Origin of the sequence: Streptomyces sp. NPDC058534 (assembly GCF_042717365.1) — a bacterium.
GTDB lineage: Bacteria > Actinomycetota > Actinomycetes > Streptomycetales > Streptomycetaceae > Streptomyces.
In genome coordinates, this window is the sequence record NZ_JBHXNW010000005.1 from 59,598 (window position 1) to 75,074 (window position 15,477).

The following is a 15,477-nucleotide window of genomic DNA, read 5'->3' on the forward strand; positions in this document are numbered from 1 at the left end:
TGCGTACCCCCTTGCGCTCGCGTGCGCGCCGTGTGGCCGGGGCAGGCCTTGACCGACCGTGGACCGCCGAACGGGGAGGTGCGTGTGCACGGACCGGCGTCGCCCGGATGGCTGCTGGTCGCGCTGTGCGCGGCGACCGGCGCGTACTGCCTGCTGCGGATGCGCAGCCATGAGGGGGAACAGCGCCGTGCCGCGGGCGGCGAGGCCCTGATGGGGTTCGGCATGGCCGCCATGGCCGTGCCCGCGGCGGCGTTCACCCCACCGGTGTGGGCCTGGGCCGGATACGTGGTGGTGTTCGGCGCCGCCGGGCTGCGCGCCGTATGGGCGGCGGCGCGGTACGGGGGTCACCATCTGCACCACCTCGTCGGAGCCGCGGCGATGGTCTACATGGCGGTGGTGATGGCCGGTTCGCCGGCCCATGCCCACGGGCCCGGCGCGTCGGGACCACCCGCGGCGACGGGTGCGCTGCTGCTCTACTTCACCGGCTACGTCCTGCTGTCCGGCGTACGCCTGCTGCCGGTCGTCGCCGTCGCCGGGGGCGGTCCGACGGCCGGGTGGGGGGACCGGCCGGAGCTTGCCCGGGCCTGCCGCCTCTCCATGGGCATCGCGATGCTGGCCATGCTGGCGGCCATGTGACCCGGCAGTGCGACCGCGCCGTGTAACCCCGCCACCGGCCGGTCTTGCCCGGTGTTCGCCGCGCGCAATCGTTGCCTGCGTCACTTTGGGCGTCGGCCCGTACTGCCGGCGGCGCCGCGCTCATAGGCTGCCCCCATGATTCTCCCCGCGGCACTGCTGTTGCTCGGCGCCCTGACGGCCGTGCTCGCCCCCAGGCTGCTCGCCCGGGCCGACTGGCCGGACCGCGAACCGGTGGTCGCCCTGTGGGTGTGGCAGTGCGTGGTGGCGGCCGTACTGGTGTGCTGCGCGCTGTCGATGACGTTCAGCGCGGCGGCGGCCTGGCACGCGGTGGGCGGGCCCGTCTTCGCGACGGCGCCGGGCCCGGTGGTCGAGGCCTACGCGCTCGGCACGTCCGGCCTCTGGGCGGACACGACCGCGCTCACGCTGGCCTGCGCCGGGTTGTGGAGCGCCGCGATGCTGGTCAGGGAGGTCGTACGGGCCCGGTCCCGGCGTCGGGTGCGCCACGCGGAACTCCTGCACCGCGCCCCGCTGTTGCCCGGCGAGGTGCCCGGCCCGGACCGGCTCGTCGTCCTGGAGGGCGAGCGGCCGGACGCCTGGTGGCTGCCCGGCACTCCCCCGCAACTGGTCGTCACCACCGCCGCGCTGAGCCGCCTCAAGGGCCGTCAGCTGGACGCGGTCCTCGCCCACGAGAAGGGGCACGCGCAGGCGCGGCACGACTGGCTGCTGCACTGCTCGGCCGCGCTGGCGGACGGGTTCCCGCAGGTGCCGGTCTTCGCCGCGTTCCGCGACGAGATGCACCGCCTGGTCGAACTCGCCGCGGACGACGTGGCGTCCCGCCGCTTCGGTCGCCTCACGACCGCGCTGGCACTGGTCGAACTCAACGAGGGCCGCGGCGTGTTCGGTCCGTGCCCGACCCCGCAGGCCCAGGTCCCGCAGCGGGTGCACCGGTTGCTCACCCCGCCCGACCGGCTCTCGGCGGCCCGACGGCTGCGGCTGACGGCGGCGGCCGCGCTGGTGCCGGCGGTGCCGGTGCTGGTGGCGTTCGCGCCGGGGCTGCGGGCGCTGGGCTAGCGGGCCGCTCGTACCCCGGGAATTCGCCTCCGGGCCGCCCGGTCGGCGAGTATCGCAGCATGCAGACGCCGCCGGTCGACTCCCCGCCCACTCCACCGCGCCCCCGCACGGCTCCCGGCCTCACCTGGACGCTGGCCGTGTGCTCCGCGCTGCTGCTCACGCTGGTGGCCGTCGAGTGGGGGCCGTTGATCCGCCTCGACGACGACATCGCGACCACGACGCACCGCTGGGCCGTCGACGAACCAGACGTCACGCAGGTCATGCGGGTCCTCACCGACTGGGTGTGGGACACGTGGACGATGCGACTCCTGTGCGCGGTGGTCGTGTTGTGGCTGTGGTTCCGGCGCGGGGGCCGGTGGACGGCCGTCTGGCTGGGGGCCACCTGCCTGCTGGGCAGCCTCGTCCAGCAGGTCCTGAAGGCGGCGGTGGACCGCCCCCGCCCGGTCTGGCCCGACCCCGTGGACTCCGCCCACTACGCGGCCTTCCCGTCCGGCCACGCCATGACGGCGACCTTCGTGTGCGGCCTCCTGGTGTGGCTCGTCCACTACTACGGCGCCTCCCCCGCTCTGCGCCGCGCCGCCTGGACCGTGGCGGCGATCTCCGTGGCGGGCGTCGGCGTGACCCGGGTATGGCTGGGCGTGCACTGGGCCACGGACGTGGCGGGCGGCTGGCTCCTGGGCATCCTGGTCACGGCACTCGCGGTACTGGTACACCAGCGCCGGCATCCCTGAGCCCGTCACCGGCGCACCACCGCCGGGTCACTCGGGGCACTGGTGCGTCGCCTCGAACGGGTCCGCCCAACGCCCCGATGCCCCCGCTCCCTGCGCCGGAGCCCACCGGGCGCAGCCGCACCGCGGGGCACACCGCTCCCGACCGGAGAGCCCATCCCGAGCCCCCTCGCTCACGGCCCCGTCCCCGGCCCCCGTCCAAGAGCGCCGCGGCCCCTCGTAGGATCCGCCCATGACCGCCGTGCTGTTCGACTTCTCCGGGACCCTGTTCCGCATCGAATCCTCCGAAGCCTGGCTGCGTGCGGTGCTCGACGGTGCCGGCGTGACCCTGTCCGGTCCGGAGCTGGCCGAGACGGCGCGGGCCCTGGAGGCCGCGGGGGCGCTGCCCGGTGGCGCGCCGCCGGTGCGGGTGCCGGAGGAGCTGGCCGGGGTGTGGGAGATCCGCGACGAGAGCTCCGAGCTGCACCGGACCGCCTACACCGGGCTGTCCCGGCGGGTGCCGCTACCGGACCCCGGGCTGCACGACGCGCTGTACGACCGGCACATGACACCGGGCGCCTGGCGCCCCTACCCCGACGCCGCCGAGGTGCTGGAGGCGCTGCGCGGGCAGGGCGTCGCCGTGGGCGTGGTCAGCAACATCGGCTGGGACCTGCGGCCGGTCTTCCGCGCACACGGCCTCGACCGGTACGTGGACACGTACGTCCTGTCCTACGAGCACGGCATCCGCAAGCCCGACCCCCGGCTGTTCGCCCTCGCCTGTAAGGCACTCGGCGTCGAGCCGGGACGGACCCTGATGGTCGGTGACGACCGGCGGGCGGACGGCGGCGCCGCGGCCCTGGGCTGCGGGGTGCACTTCGTGGATCATCTGCCGGTGACCGAGCGTCCGGCCGGGCTGCGGCCGGTGCTCGACCTGGTGCGCTGAACGGGGCGGGCACGTGGCCCGAGGCGACCAGCGGGGCGAGTGCGTCCGCCCCGGACGATCCCCCGTGTCGCCCGGGACGGACATGACCGGACCGGACCTCTGGAGGCCGGCCCGCCTGCGCCGAGTATAGTTGGCTGCCAGCCAGTCAACGCAGGAGTACAGCATGTCCCCGCGCAGCGCCTCGGTCAATGAAGAGTTGCGGCGGCGTTCGAAGGAGCGGCTCCTGCAGGCCGCCGTGGAGTTGGTGGGCGAGCACGGGTACGAGGCGACCACGCTGGGCGCCATCGCCGACCGCGCGGGCTCGGCGCGCGGCCTGGTCTCGTACTACTTCCCCGGCAAACGCCAACTGGTGCAGTCCGCCGTGCACCGGCTGATGCACCGCACGCTGGAGGAGGCCCTGGAGCGCGAACCCGGCACCGCCGACGGGGCCGAGCGGATGGCGCGGGCCATCGACGCGATCCTGGGCCTCGCCAGGGACCGGCCGGTGCTCATGCGCCAGCACATGGCGGGCCTGCTCCAGGCCGAGGTGGGTTTCGTACCGTGCCCCGAGCAGCGGAGGCTGGCGGAACTGCTGCGGGACACCGTCGCCCGGCACGGCTCGCGGGACGTCGACCGCGACTACCCGACGCTGCGCGCGCTGCTGATGGGCGCCGTCTTCGCGGCCCTGGTGCCGGGCGTACCGATGCCCGTGCCGGTACTGCGCGCCGAGTTGTTCAAGCGCTACCGGCTGGAGTGGGAGATGGGTGTCCCGCCGGACGCCGAGGCGTCCGACGGGACGACGTGCGACACGGACCTGTCGCGGTTCTTCGCGACCAGCGGGCCCGACGACCAGGCTCAGTCGAAGTAGTCCGGCTGCGTCTGCGTGTTCAGCTCACGCAGGTGAACCCGCTTGGCCGGGTCGGTGCGCCGGTCGTTGAGCTTGAGGACGTCGAAGCCCTTGGCGATGTCGTTCGAGTAGATGTAGCCGTTGTAGTAGTACGCCGACCAGGAACCGCCCGTGGTGATGCCGTCCGTGGTCAGCGGTCCGCGCTCGAAGTAGGCGATCTCCTTGGGGCGCTTGGAGTCGGTGAACTCCCAGACGGAGACGCCGCCCTGGTACCAGGCCTGCACCATGATGTCGCGGCCCTTGACCGGGATCAGCGAGCCGTTGTGGGCGACGCAGTTCTCGGTGTCCGCCTGGTGACGGGGGATCTTGAAGTAGCTGCGGAAGACCAGCTTGCGGTGGTCGCCCCGGCCGACGATGTCGTAGATGCCGTCGGCGCCCCGGTCCGGGCCGATCTCCGCGTTGCAGGTGGCCGCGCCGCCGCCGCCCAGCTCGTCCGTGAAGACGACCTTGTTGGCCTTCTGGTTGAAGGTCGCCGAGTGCCAGAACGCGAAGTTCACGTTGTCCTGGACGCGGTCGATGACCTTCGGACGCTCGGGATTCTTGATGGAGAACAGGATCCCGTCACCCATGCAGGCGCCCGCCGCCAGGTCCTTGGAGGGCAGCACGGTGATGTCGTGGCAGCCGGTGGTCTTGGAGACGCCCGGGTTGGTGGGCCCGCCCGGGTTGCCGCCGCCGTCGGGGCCCTCACCGGGGAACAGCACCGGGAAGTCCACGACCGCTGCCCGCTCGGGCGCCTTGCGCGGCACCTTGATGACGGAGATCCCGTCGTGCGGCGGCCGGCAGTCGGGGTACGAGGCGCTCGGCGAATACGAGGAGACGTAGACGTAGACGTTCTTGCGCTCGGGCACCAGCGTGTGGGTGTGCGAGCCGCAGGCGGTCTCGACGGCGGCGACGTACTTCGGGTTCCGCTTGTCGCTGATGTCGAAGACCTTCATGCCCTCCCAGGAGGACTTCTCGGTCGCCGGCTGCGTGGTGCTGTTGCAACTGCTGTCGCTGCGCGAGGAGTCGGTCGACAGGAACAGCAGGTCCCCGGAGACGGAGATGTCGTTCTGCGAACCGGGACACAGCACCTGGGCGACGGTCTTCGGCTTCTTCGGGTTCCTGATGTCGAAGATGCGGAAGCCGTCGTAGTTGCCGGCGAAGGCGTACCGGCCCTGGAAGGCCAGGTCCGAATTGGTCCCCGACAGCGCGTCCTTGGGGATGTTCGTCAGGTGCTCGATGTTGTCCGAGTGGACTATCTCGTCCTGGCCGGGTATCTCGCCGCTCTCTATCGCCTCGCGCACGTCGGCGCGCGCGCTCTTCGACACCTCCTTCGACGTGGCCGGGCTGTCCCCGGGGTCTGGGGTCGCCACGGCCGGGCCGGCGGTGAGCAGCGCGGAGAGCAGTCCGGCGGCGACCGCCGCGACTCCCAGGCGTCTGCGCCGCGTTCGCGGGTCGTTCAACAGGGTCACTGTTTCCTCCCTAGGTCCGTTCCCGTCGGAACGGTTCACGCACCACGCAGTATCGTCTTCGCCATGCCCATACCAACAGGGGCTCAACAAACACGCAATGAAGTTTTTTGATCAGTGACGCGCGGAAGCGTGCTAGGACGGTCATCGCACCCACGAGGTGTTCCGCATCCCTCCCCCAGAGGGGCTGCCCCCAGCCACAGGAGGTTGTTGTGCCCTTTCGCCCCGCGATGTCCGGCGCGTCGCTCGTCACGGCCTCGCTGACCGCACTGGCCGTGCTCGGCCTGAGCGCCTGCGACTCGGGCTCGGACACCGGGTCGGCCGCCACGACCGGGCCCTCGGTGATCGCTCCCGGCCAACCGGGCGAGGGCAACCGGACGCTGTCCGCCGAGGACGCCGAGAAGCAGCGCGCCGACGACGACTCCCCCAACTCGGCGGACGTCTCCTACGCGCGGATGATGATCCAGCACCACGCCCAGGCGCTGAAGATGACCGAACTCGTGCCGAAGCAGGCCGAGTCGGGCCGGATCAAGAAGCTCGCCGAACGGATCTCCGCCGCGCAGGGCCCTGAGATCGAGGCGATGCGGGGCTGGCTGAAGAACCACGGCGAGAAGGAAGAGAAGGACGAGAAGGAGACGGGCGGCGGGCACGAGCACGCCGCGATGCCCGGCATGGCGACCGAGGCACAGCTGAAGAAGCTGCGCGCGGCGCGGGGGACCGCCTTCGACCAGCTCTTCCTCACTCTGATGATCACCCATCACGAGGGTGCGATCACCATGGCCACGGACGTCAAGTCGCAGGGCAACAACGTGCAGGTCGAGGAGATGGCCGACGACGTGGTCGCCCAGCAGACGAGCGAGATCTCGCGGATGCGCGAGATGCTGTGACGCTAGGCCGACGGCGGCTCAGCGGCGGGCGCGACGCGGCGCCAGGAACCCCTCGTCGCGCGCCTGGCCGATCAGCCTGAGGGACTTGCGCCTGCTGTGCCCCGTCACGCGCATCACCGCGAGGACGGGGTCGGCCCCCTCCTCGCGGGCCTCGCGGTACTCCCGCGCGACGAGACGGCGCTCTTCCCTGCTGCCTGGCCACGCGGGACGGGCCCGGCGCGACGTGGCCGGTACGGCATGGGCGGGCGCCGGCACGCAGGCCGCGAAGAGCGGGTTCTCCAGCCACTCGGCGAGCACGGCGAGGTCGTCGAGGGACAGGGGCGGCTCGGCCCGCACGCCCTCGACCCGCACCTCCTGACCGGACAGGACGGCGAGCGCGTCCACCCGGGCGCCGTCGGCGAACGCCAGCCGGACGTCGAACCAGGAGGCCGTGGTGCCGCCCTCCCTCACGACCCAGGCGTGCCGCACGGACATCTCACCGTCGTCCGGACAGCGATCGGAAAGCTGAAGAGAACGATCAAAGAAGGATGCTTCGAGCACATACACAACGTAACCGAATGGTCACATTCCATACGAACGGAACACGCGGTCAACTGTCACCAGGGGCGGCGGCCTGGCGGGCGGCGGCGGACAGCAGGGCGTCGAGCAGCCCGGGGAACAGCGCGTCCAGGTCCCCCCTCCGCAGGCCGTTCATCTTGGCCGTGCCGCAGTAGGCCTGCCGGACCACCCCGCTCTCGCGCAGCACCCGGAAGTGGTGCGTGGTGGTCGACTTGGTGACCGGCAGCTCGAAGTGCGAGCAGGAGAAGAGCGCGTCGCTGTCGGCGGCGAGATCCCGCACGATCCGCAGCCGCACCGGATCGGAGAGCGCATGCAGCACGCCCTCGAGCCGGATCTCTCCGCGCGTGGGGTGCGGCAGCTCACGGGCGCCTGCGGCGGCGGGGGGCACAGCGACTCCAGTTCGTCCGGGGTCTTCATTGTACGAGGATCGCCGTAGTTTGACACTCGCCGTACTACGAGACGTATCGTACTAGCTGTCCCGCCCCACCACGCCCCAGGGAGCAGCCCGCCATGAGTGCCCTCTTCCAGCCTCTGCAACTGCGTGACACCACGATCCCGAACCGGGTCTGGATGCCGCCGATGTGCCAGTACTCCGCCGCGCCCCAGGGCCCGTCGGCGGGCGTCCCCGGAGACTGGCACTTCGCGCACTACGGCGCACGCGCGGTCGGCGGCACCGGCCTGATCGTCATGGAGGCCACCGGCGTGTCGCCCGAGGGCCGCATATCCCCGCAGGATCTGGGACTGTGGAACGACACGCAGGTCGAGGCGTTCCGCCGGATCACGGACTTCATGCGCTCCCAGGGCACCGTCCCCGCCGTCCAGCTGGCCCACGCCGGCCGCAAGGCGTCGACCGCGCAGCCCTGGAAGGGCGGGGCTCCGGTGGGGCCGGACGCGTACGGCTGGCAGCCGCTGGCCCCGAGCGCGCTCCCGTTCGACGCACGGCATCCGGTGCCGACCGAGCTGACGGTCCCGCAGATCCAGGAGGTGGTCGGCCAGTTCACGGACGCCGCGCGCCGGGCCCTCGCCGCCGGCTTCGAGATCGTCGAGCTCCACGGCGCCCACGGATACCTGATCCACGAGTTCCTGTCGCCGCATTCCAACCACCGCACCGACGCCTACGGCGGCTCGTACGAGAACCGCACCAGGTTCGCCCTGGAGGTCGTCGACGCCGTACGGGAGGTGTGGCCGGACGACAAGCCGCTGTTCTTCCGCGTCTCGGCGACCGACTGGCTCGACGAGGGCGGCTGGACGCAGGAGGACACCGTCCGGCTGGCCGGCGACCTCAAGGCCCACGGCGTCGACCTCCTCGACGTCTCCACCGGCGGCAACGTCCCGCACGTGCGGATCCCGACCGGGCCCGGCTACCAGGTCCCCTTCGCCGCGCGCGTGAAGGCCGGGGCCGCGTTGCCGGTCGCCGCCGTCGGCCTGATCACCGAGGTGGAGCAGGCCGAGAAGATCCTGGCCAACGGTGAGGCCGACGCGGTACTGCTGGGTCGCGAGCTGCTGCGCAACCCGTCCTGGGCGCAGCACGCGGCGCGGGAGCTGGGCGAGGACGTCCGGATGCCGGACCAGTACGGCTGGGGCATGTGAGGCGGCGTTTCGCGCGAAGCGTTGACCAGAAAGCGCTTACCCTCTACGGTCCGTTCATCAGCATGACCGATGCGCACGCGGTGGGGCACCCATACCCCGCATGTGCCCCACCGTGTTCGCACACCAAACAAGATGACGCACATCGTTCACGTACATGTTCCGTTCCACCCCCACTCCCTATGGAAGGGATCAGAACATGACCGCTGCGACACGCCCCCACGCGCAACGGCGCACGGCCGTCGGCGCATTGGCCGCGCTCGGACTCTCGGTTGGCATGCTCATGACTACCGAGGCGACCTCGGTGCACGCCGCGACCTGGCCCACCCCCAACGGCAGCGAAGGCGTCTCCTCCACCATCTCGGTGTCCGGCACCAAGGACTACGGGATGAAGCGCCTGTACGGCACCGGCGACCTGGGCTCCGGCGGCCAGGACGAGGACCAGGGCCCGATCCTGGAACTGGCACCCGGCGCGGTCCTCAAGAACGTGATCATCGGCGCCCCCGCCGCGGACGGCATCCACTGCGAGGGCGGTTGCACGCTGCAGAACGTCTGGTGGGAGGACGTCGGCGAGGACGCGGCGACCTTCCGGGGCTCCTCGTCGTCGAACGTCTACACCGTCTCCGGCGGCGGCGCCAAGGAAGCCAGTGACAAGGTCTTCCAGTTCAACGGCGCCGGCACCCTGAACGTCTCCGACTTCGCCGTGAAGAACTTCGGCACCTTCATCCGCTCCTGCGGCAACTGCTCGTCGCAGTACAAGCGGACGATCAATCTCAACGCCATCGAGGTGAACTGGAAGGGCGGCCGGATCGCCGGCATCAACACCAACTACGGCGACAGCGCGACCCTGCGCAACATCACCATCGTCGGGGACGGCGGCAAGAAGATCGTCCCGTGCCAGAAGTACATCGGCAACGACGACGGCGACGAGCCGGACTCCAACGGCTCGGGCGCCGACGGCACGTACTGCAAGTACGCGTCCTCCGACATCACCTACAAGTGACGTGTCAGGTCCGGGTGCCACTCGCCCGGACCTGTCCGGACTGCTCCCGCTGATACTCCGTGTAGGCGTCCCGCAGGGCCGCTCCCGGCCAGTCGGACGGGAGCAGTTCCGCGGGCAGCACCGGGTCGGCGAGCAGATGGCGTACGACGGCCGCGAAGGCGGTGAGACGCTCGGCCGGCCGCCGGGCGCGCTCGACCCGCGCGAGCAGGTCCCGGGCCGTGCGGGACCAGGCGTCCAGCGGCCACAGCCGCGCGGACAGCTCAGCGGCCGGGCGCTCGGGACGTGACACGAGGCGCTCGGCCACCCCGTCCAGACCGGCGGGCAGCGGGCGGCGCAGGTTGGCGGGGCGCAGCCAGACGCCTTCCCGGAGTTCGGCGAGGCGCAGGGCGGTCAACCGGGTGCGCAGCTCGGCGCGTTCGGCGGGACCGCGGCCCGTCGCGGTGATCACGAGCATCTCCCAGTCGCCGTCCCACGCGCGCGTGCGCGGGCGCAGGGCCTCGTCCTGGCGCCGCTGGCGTGCCAGCAGCCGCTCGCTGAGCCGGTAGCCGGTGTCCGTGCGCCTCAGGTCCCCGGCGGCGGCCATCCGGCTGAGCGCGGCGCGCACCGTGGACCCGCCGACGTCGAAACCCTCCACGAGCCGTACCAGCTCCCGGACCGGCAGTTCGGGGGGATGCGTGCCGAGCAGCAGGCTCAGCACCACCGACCGCGCGGACAGCGGGCGCAGCGGCGGCTCGCCGGGGGCCTCGGAACCGTTCATCCGCGCGGGCGCGTGTCGTCCGTCCACATGAGCACGTACTGTACGTGCGCCCACGATGTTGCACTATTGCTGCGACCGCAGCGATGGTGCAACACTCGGGTCATGACGACACTCGCGCAGGAGCCGTACGAGGAGTACGAGGAGTACGAGGAGTCCGCGGGCCACCCGGAGGGGTACGCCACGCACGACGTCACCAATCAGCCCCCTCCCCTGGCCCCCTACGACGCCTCCGACGACACGGCGCTGATGGAGGGTCTGCGGCGGGAGGGCGCCGGGTGGGCCGAGGACGGGCTGCGGCGGCTCGGCCGGCGGGCCGGCAGCGCGGAGGCGCAGGACTGGGGCGACCTGGCCAACCGCCACGAACCCGTACTGCGCACCCACGACCGGTACGGCAACCGGGTCGACGAGGTCGAGTACCACCCGAGCTGGCACCACCTGCTGCGAGTGGCGGTCGGGGAGGGCCTGGCGGGTGCGCCCTGGGCGGACGACCGGCCCGGCGCCCATGTCGCGCGCACGGCGGGCGGGCTGGTGTGGGGCCACACGGAGGCGGGACACGGGTGCCCGACGTCGATGACGTACGCGGCCGTCCCGGCGCTGCGCGGCACCCCGGAGCTGGCCAAGGTCTACGAGCCGCTGCTGACCGGCCGGGAGTACGAACCGGGGCTGCGGACGCCCACGGAGAAGCGCGGCCTGCTGGCCGGGATGGGGATGACCGAGAAGCAGGGCGGCTCGGACGTCCGCACGAACACCACGACGGCCACCCCGACCGCCGAGCCCGGCGTGTACACCCTGCACGGGCACAAATGGTTCACGTCGGCGCCGATGTGCGACGTGTTCCTGGTGCTGGCCCAGGTGGCGCCCGGCCGCGGGCAGGGGGGCCTGTCCTGCTTTCTGGTGCCGCGCGTGCTGCCGGACGGCACCCGCAACACGTTCCGCATCCAGCGGCTGAAGGACAAGCTCGGCAACCGGTCCAACGCCTCGTCCGAGCCCGAGTTCGACGGCACCGTCGCCTGGCTGGTCGGATCCGAGGGGCAGGGCGTCAAGACGATCATCGAGATGGTCAACTGCACCCGGCTGGACTGCGTGATGTCCTCGGCGACACTGATGCGCAAGACGCTGGTCGAGGCCGGCCACCACGTACGGCACCGCAGCGCCTTCGGCGCCCGGCTCGTCGACCAGCCGCTGATGCGCAACGTGCTGGCCGACCTGGCGCTGGAGTCCGAGGCCGCGACGGCGCTCACCCTGCGGCTGGCCGGCGCGGCGGACCGGGCGGTGCGCGGGGACACCGCCGAGGCGGCCTTCCGGCGGATCGCCACCGCCGTCGGCAAGTACTGGGTGACCAAGCGGGGACCGGCGTTCACCGCGGAGGCCCTGGAGTGCCTCGGCGGCAACGGCTACGTGGAGGAGTCGGGCATGCCCCGCCACTACCGCGAGGCGCCGCTGCTGTCGATCTGGGAGGGCTCGGGGAACGTCAACGCCCTCGACGTCCTGCGCGCGCTGGGCCGCTCCCCCGCCACCGCCCACGCCCTCTTCGCGGAACTCGCCCTCGCGCGCGGGGCGGACTCCCGGCTGGACGCCGCCGTGGCCCGGCTGGAGACGGGGCTCACCGAGGCGTCCGAGACCGGCGCCCGCCGGCTGGTGGAGCTGATGGCCCTCACCCTCCAAGCCTCCCTCCTGGTCCGGCACGCACCGCCCGCCGTCGCCGACGCCTTCTGCGCGACGCGGCTCGGCGGCGACTGGGGGCATGCCTTCGGCACCCTGCCGTCCACGGCCGACCTCGGCGGCATCCTGGCGCGGGCGCTGCCTGCGGCGGACTGAGCGGGCGGGGCCGGGTTCCGGACCGTGCCCGCCCCTCCCCCTGCTCGGTTCCGGTTCCTGCTCCGGTTCCGGTTCCGGTTCCGGCTCCGGCTCCGGCTCCGGCTCCGGCTCCGGCTCCGGCTCCGGCTCCGGCTCCGGCTCCGGCTCCGGCTCCGGCTCCGGCTCCGGCTCCGGCTCCGCGAGAATGCCGCATCACCGCTGCGACCTGCGACGACGCCGACTCCAGAGGTGACTGTCAGTGGCTGGGTGCAGACTGGCCCGTGTCCGAGACAAAGGCGTCGACGAGGACGCCGCGGAGGTGATCGGCATGACCGAGGTACTGCTCGCCGTGGGCACCCGCAAGGGCCTGTTCATCGGGCGCCGGCGGGGTGGCACCTGGGAGTTCGACGAGAGTCCGTACTTCAACGCCCAGGCCGTCTACTCGGTCGCCCTCGACATCCGCGGCGACACCCCGCGCCTGCTGGCCGGCGGCGACAGCGCGCACTGGGGCCCGTCGGTGTTCCACTCCGACGACCTGGGCCGCACCTGGACCGAACCGAGCGCTCCGGCCGTCAAGTTCCCCAAGGACACCGACGCCTCACTGGAGCGGGTGTGGCAGCTGCACCCGGCCGCCGCCGAGCCGGACGTGGTCTACGCGGGCACGGAACCGGCCGCGCTGTACCGCTCGGAGGACCGCGGCGAGAGCTTCGAGCTGGTCCGGCCCCTGTGGGAGCACCCCACGCGCTCCCAGTGGGTGCCGGGAGGCGGCGGGGAGGGGCTGCACACCGTCCTCACCGACCGGCGGGACCCGAAGTCGGTGACGGTCGCCGTGTCGACCGCTGGCGTGTTCCGGACCACCGACGGCGGCGCGAGCTGGGCACCGTCCAACTCCGGTGTCTCCGCGGTCTTCCTGCCGGACCCCGACCCGGAGTTCGGCCAGTGCGTGCACAAGGTCGCGCGGGACGCGGCCAACCCGGACCGGCTGTACCTGCAGAACCACTGGGGGGTGTACCGAAGCGACGACGCGGGCGCCCACTGGACGGACATCGGCGAAGGGCTGCCGTCCACGTTCGGGTTCGCCGTGGCCGCCCACCCGCACCGCGGCGACACGGCGTACGTCTTCCCGATCAACGCCGACGCCGACCGGGTGCCCGCGGATCACCGGTGCCGGGTCTTCCGCACCGCGGACGCGGGGAAGAGCTGGGAGCCGCTGTCCGCGGGCCTGCCCCAGGAGGACCACTACGGCACGGTGCTGCGCGACGCCCTGTGCACGGACGACGCCGACCGCGCGGGCGTGTACTTCGGCAACCGCAACGGCGAGGTGTTCGCGTCGGCCGACGACGGCGACAGCTGGCGGCAGTTGGCCTCCCACCTGCCGGACGTGCTGTGCGTGCGGGCCGCGGTCCTGGCATGAACCGGATGGGGGGATCCGGCCTTGGCCACCGCTTGATCGGCGTCACCCGTACGGCAGTAGGGTGACGCCCGTGGCACCACGACCCTTGAATGAAATCGTCGAAGCGGGCTGGGCGAAGGCGCTGGAACCCGTCGCCGGACGGATCACCTCGATGGGTGACTTCCTGCGCGCGGAGATCGCCGCCGGACGCACCTACCTCCCGGCCGGGGCCAACGTTCTGCGGGCCTTCCAGCAGCCCTTCGACGACGTCCGGGTCCTGATCGTCGGACAGGACCCGTATCCGACCCCGGGGCACGCCGTGGGGCTGTCGTTCTCGGTCGCGCCCGAGGTGCGTCCGCTGCCCGGCAGCCTCCTCAACATCTACCGGGAGCTGAACACCGACCTGAACCTGCCGCAGCCCTCCAACGGCGACCTCGCTCCGTGGACCCGGCAGGGCGTGCTGCTGCTCAACAGGGCGCTCACCACCGCCCCGCGCAAGCCCGCCGCCCACCGCGGCAAGGGCTGGGAGGAGGTCACCGAGCAGGCGATACGCGCCCTGGCGGCACGCGGCAAGCCGATGGTGTCCATCCTGTGGGGCCGCGACGCCCGCAACCTGCGGCCGCTGCTCGGCGACCTGCCGGCCCTGGAGTCCGCGCACCCGTCCCCGATGTCGGCCGACCGGGGGTTCTTCGGCTCCCGCCCGTTCAGCCGGGCCAACGACCTGCTGGTGCGGCTCGGGGGCCGGCCGGTCGACTGGCGGCTGCCGTGAGCGGCGGCTTCCTGGCCGTGGACTCCGGTGGCTCGGGTCTGCGCGTGGTCGTGGGCACCGCCGGTGACGACGGGCGCGGCCCGCTCGGGCACCGTGCGTCCCGGGAGCCCGTGCGCACCGGGACGCGGGGCATCGAGCCGGATCACCTGATGGCGCAACTGCTGCCCATGGTGCAGGCGTTGACCGCCGAGACCCGTGTGGACCGGTTCGGCACCGTCGTCGTCGGGGCCGCCGGACTGGCCACCCTGGGCGACGCCCTGCGCGCCGAACTGCCGGGCGCGCTCGCCCGGGAGCTGGGAGCGCGGAAGGTCGCGCTGGTCGCCGACGCGGTGACCGCGTACGTCGGCGCCCTCGGCCCCCGGGCCGGAGCGGTGGTGGCCGCGGGGACCGGCCTGATCGCGACGGGCACCGACCTGACTGGCTGGCGCCGGGCGGACGGCTGGGGGCATCTCCTGGGCGACTGCGGCGGCGGCGCGTGGATCGGCCGGGCCGGTCTGGAGGCCGCGCTGCGCGCCCACGACGGACGGGAGGGCGGCTCCACGTCTCTGCTGGCCCGAGCCCAGGAGCGCTTCGGCCCGGCGACGGGACTCCCCGGGCAGCTGTATCCGCGGACCGACCGCCCCGCCGTCCTCGCCTCCTTCGCGCCCGACGTGGCCGCCTGCGCGGCCGGCGACCCCGTGGCCGCCGGGATCCTGCGCGCCGCCGCACGGGACATGGCCGACTCGGCCGCCGCGGTCTGCCCCCGCGACGGCGAGCCCCGCCTCGCGGTCACCGGCGGCCTGCTGAAGCTGGGCGAACCGCTCGTCGTACCGCTGGAGGAGGAGCTGGTGAAGCGGCTGCCGCGGGCACGGCGGACGGCCGCGGAGGGCGATCCGCTGGACGGCTCGGTCCGCATCGCCACCGACCTGGCGACCGGCTCGCTCACCCTCCCGGGTGATGACGCGATGCTGTGGGTGACGACCGTGACGGAAGGCTGAGAATCGGTCCGCCGGGGAGGTGAATCGTGCCGATGTCAGCCGATCCGTACATCACTCA

Annotated in this window: 16 protein-coding genes; 12 read left to right on the forward strand and 4 right to left on the reverse strand. The window is 72.6% G+C overall.

The window, feature by feature from the left end; genetic code table 11:
- Nucleotides 1-84: 84 nt before the first annotated feature.
- The 5 genes from ACFWR9_RS04235 (at nt 85) to ACFWR9_RS04255 (ending at nt 4,204) form a co-directional block, all read left to right on the forward strand.
- Nucleotides 85-636: a DUF5134 domain-containing protein gene (locus ACFWR9_RS04235; RefSeq protein WP_383835217.1), complete on the forward strand. Its 552-nt coding sequence runs from the start codon at nt 85-87 to the stop codon at nt 634-636.
- 135 nt (nt 637-771) lie between these two features.
- Nucleotides 772-1,707, forward strand: a complete 936-nt coding sequence (locus ACFWR9_RS04240; RefSeq protein WP_383835220.1) for a M56 family metallopeptidase — start codon at nt 772-774, stop codon at nt 1,705-1,707.
- 59 nt (nt 1,708-1,766) lie between these two features.
- Entirely contained in the window at nt 1,767-2,438 is a 672-nt protein-coding gene (locus ACFWR9_RS04245; RefSeq protein WP_383835223.1) for a phosphatase PAP2 family protein, read from the forward strand.
- A gap of 229 nt (nt 2,439-2,667) precedes the next feature.
- A complete protein-coding gene (locus ACFWR9_RS04250; RefSeq protein ID WP_383835226.1) occupies nt 2,668-3,357 on the forward strand; it encodes an HAD family hydrolase in 690 nt (229 codons plus the stop codon).
- 163 nt (nt 3,358-3,520) lie between these two features.
- Nucleotides 3,521-4,204, forward strand: coding sequence for a TetR/AcrR family transcriptional regulator (locus tag ACFWR9_RS04255; protein ID WP_383835228.1), 684 nt, complete (start codon nt 3,521-3,523; stop codon nt 4,202-4,204).
- Here ACFWR9_RS04255 and ACFWR9_RS04260 read toward each other — a convergent pair.
- Complete coding sequence (locus tag ACFWR9_RS04260; RefSeq protein WP_383835231.1) at nt 4,192-5,694, reverse strand: LVIVD repeat-containing protein; 1,503 nt, start codon at nt 5,692-5,694, stop codon at nt 4,192-4,194. The two genes, ACFWR9_RS04255 and ACFWR9_RS04260, sit on opposite strands and share 13 nt — an antisense overlap.
- A 227-nt stretch (nt 5,695-5,921) precedes the next feature.
- On the opposite strand from ACFWR9_RS04260, the gene ACFWR9_RS04265 reads away from it, so the two are divergent.
- Entirely contained in the window at nt 5,922-6,578 is a 657-nt protein-coding gene (locus ACFWR9_RS04265; RefSeq protein ID WP_383835515.1) for a DUF305 domain-containing protein, read from the forward strand.
- Between the two features lie 18 nt (nt 6,579-6,596).
- Here ACFWR9_RS04265 and ACFWR9_RS04270 read toward each other — a convergent pair whose 3' ends face one another.
- Both ACFWR9_RS04270 and ACFWR9_RS04275 read right to left on the reverse strand, forming a co-directional pair.
- Complete coding sequence (locus ACFWR9_RS04270; protein ID WP_383835234.1) at nt 6,597-7,052, reverse strand: DUF6214 family protein; 456 nt, start codon at nt 7,050-7,052, stop codon at nt 6,597-6,599.
- Nucleotides 7,053-7,167: 115 nt separating this feature from the next.
- Nucleotides 7,168-7,524, reverse strand: a complete 357-nt coding sequence (locus tag ACFWR9_RS04275; protein WP_383835237.1) for a helix-turn-helix domain-containing protein — start codon at nt 7,522-7,524, stop codon at nt 7,168-7,170.
- Between the two features lie 122 nt (nt 7,525-7,646).
- Between ACFWR9_RS04275 and ACFWR9_RS04280 the strand changes: the two genes are divergently transcribed.
- Together ACFWR9_RS04280 and ACFWR9_RS04285 are read left to right on the forward strand one after the other, a co-directional pair.
- Nucleotides 7,647-8,726 (forward strand): NADH:flavin oxidoreductase/NADH oxidase, encoded by a 1,080-nt coding sequence (locus ACFWR9_RS04280; RefSeq protein WP_383835240.1) that lies wholly within the window; start codon nt 7,647-7,649, stop codon nt 8,724-8,726.
- 196 nt (nt 8,727-8,922) lie between these two features.
- On the forward strand, nt 8,923-9,726 hold the full coding sequence (locus ACFWR9_RS04285; protein WP_383835243.1) for a pectate lyase: 804 nt from the start codon (nt 8,923-8,925) through the stop codon (nt 9,724-9,726).
- A gap of 4 nt (nt 9,727-9,730) precedes the next feature.
- On the opposite strand, the gene ACFWR9_RS04290 is transcribed toward ACFWR9_RS04285, so the two are convergent.
- Entirely contained in the window at nt 9,731-10,483 is a 753-nt protein-coding gene (locus tag ACFWR9_RS04290) for a PaaX family transcriptional regulator C-terminal domain-containing protein (RefSeq protein WP_383835518.1), read from the reverse strand.
- Between the two features lie 102 nt (nt 10,484-10,585).
- Here ACFWR9_RS04290 and ACFWR9_RS04295 point away from each other — a divergent pair, with 102 nt between their 5' ends.
- The 4 genes from ACFWR9_RS04295 (at nt 10,586) to ACFWR9_RS04310 (ending at nt 15,419) form a co-directional block, all read left to right on the forward strand.
- Complete coding sequence (locus tag ACFWR9_RS04295) at nt 10,586-12,301, forward strand: DNA alkylation response protein (protein WP_383835246.1); 1,716 nt, start codon at nt 10,586-10,588, stop codon at nt 12,299-12,301.
- Nucleotides 12,302-12,539: 238 nt separating this feature from the next.
- Complete coding sequence (locus ACFWR9_RS04300; protein WP_383835249.1) at nt 12,540-13,694, forward strand: WD40/YVTN/BNR-like repeat-containing protein; 1,155 nt, start codon at nt 12,540-12,542, stop codon at nt 13,692-13,694.
- Between the two features lie 70 nt (nt 13,695-13,764).
- Complete coding sequence (locus tag ACFWR9_RS04305; RefSeq protein WP_383835252.1) at nt 13,765-14,442, forward strand: uracil-DNA glycosylase; 678 nt, start codon at nt 13,765-13,767, stop codon at nt 14,440-14,442.
- The gene (locus tag ACFWR9_RS04310) at nt 14,439-15,419 is read left to right on the forward strand and encodes an N-acetylglucosamine kinase (protein ID WP_383835255.1); all 981 of its coding nucleotides are present in this window, start codon (nt 14,439-14,441) and stop codon (nt 15,417-15,419) included. The genes ACFWR9_RS04305 and ACFWR9_RS04310 overlap by 4 nt, the downstream gene beginning before the upstream one ends.
- The last annotated feature ends 58 nt before the right edge of the window (nt 15,420-15,477 follow it).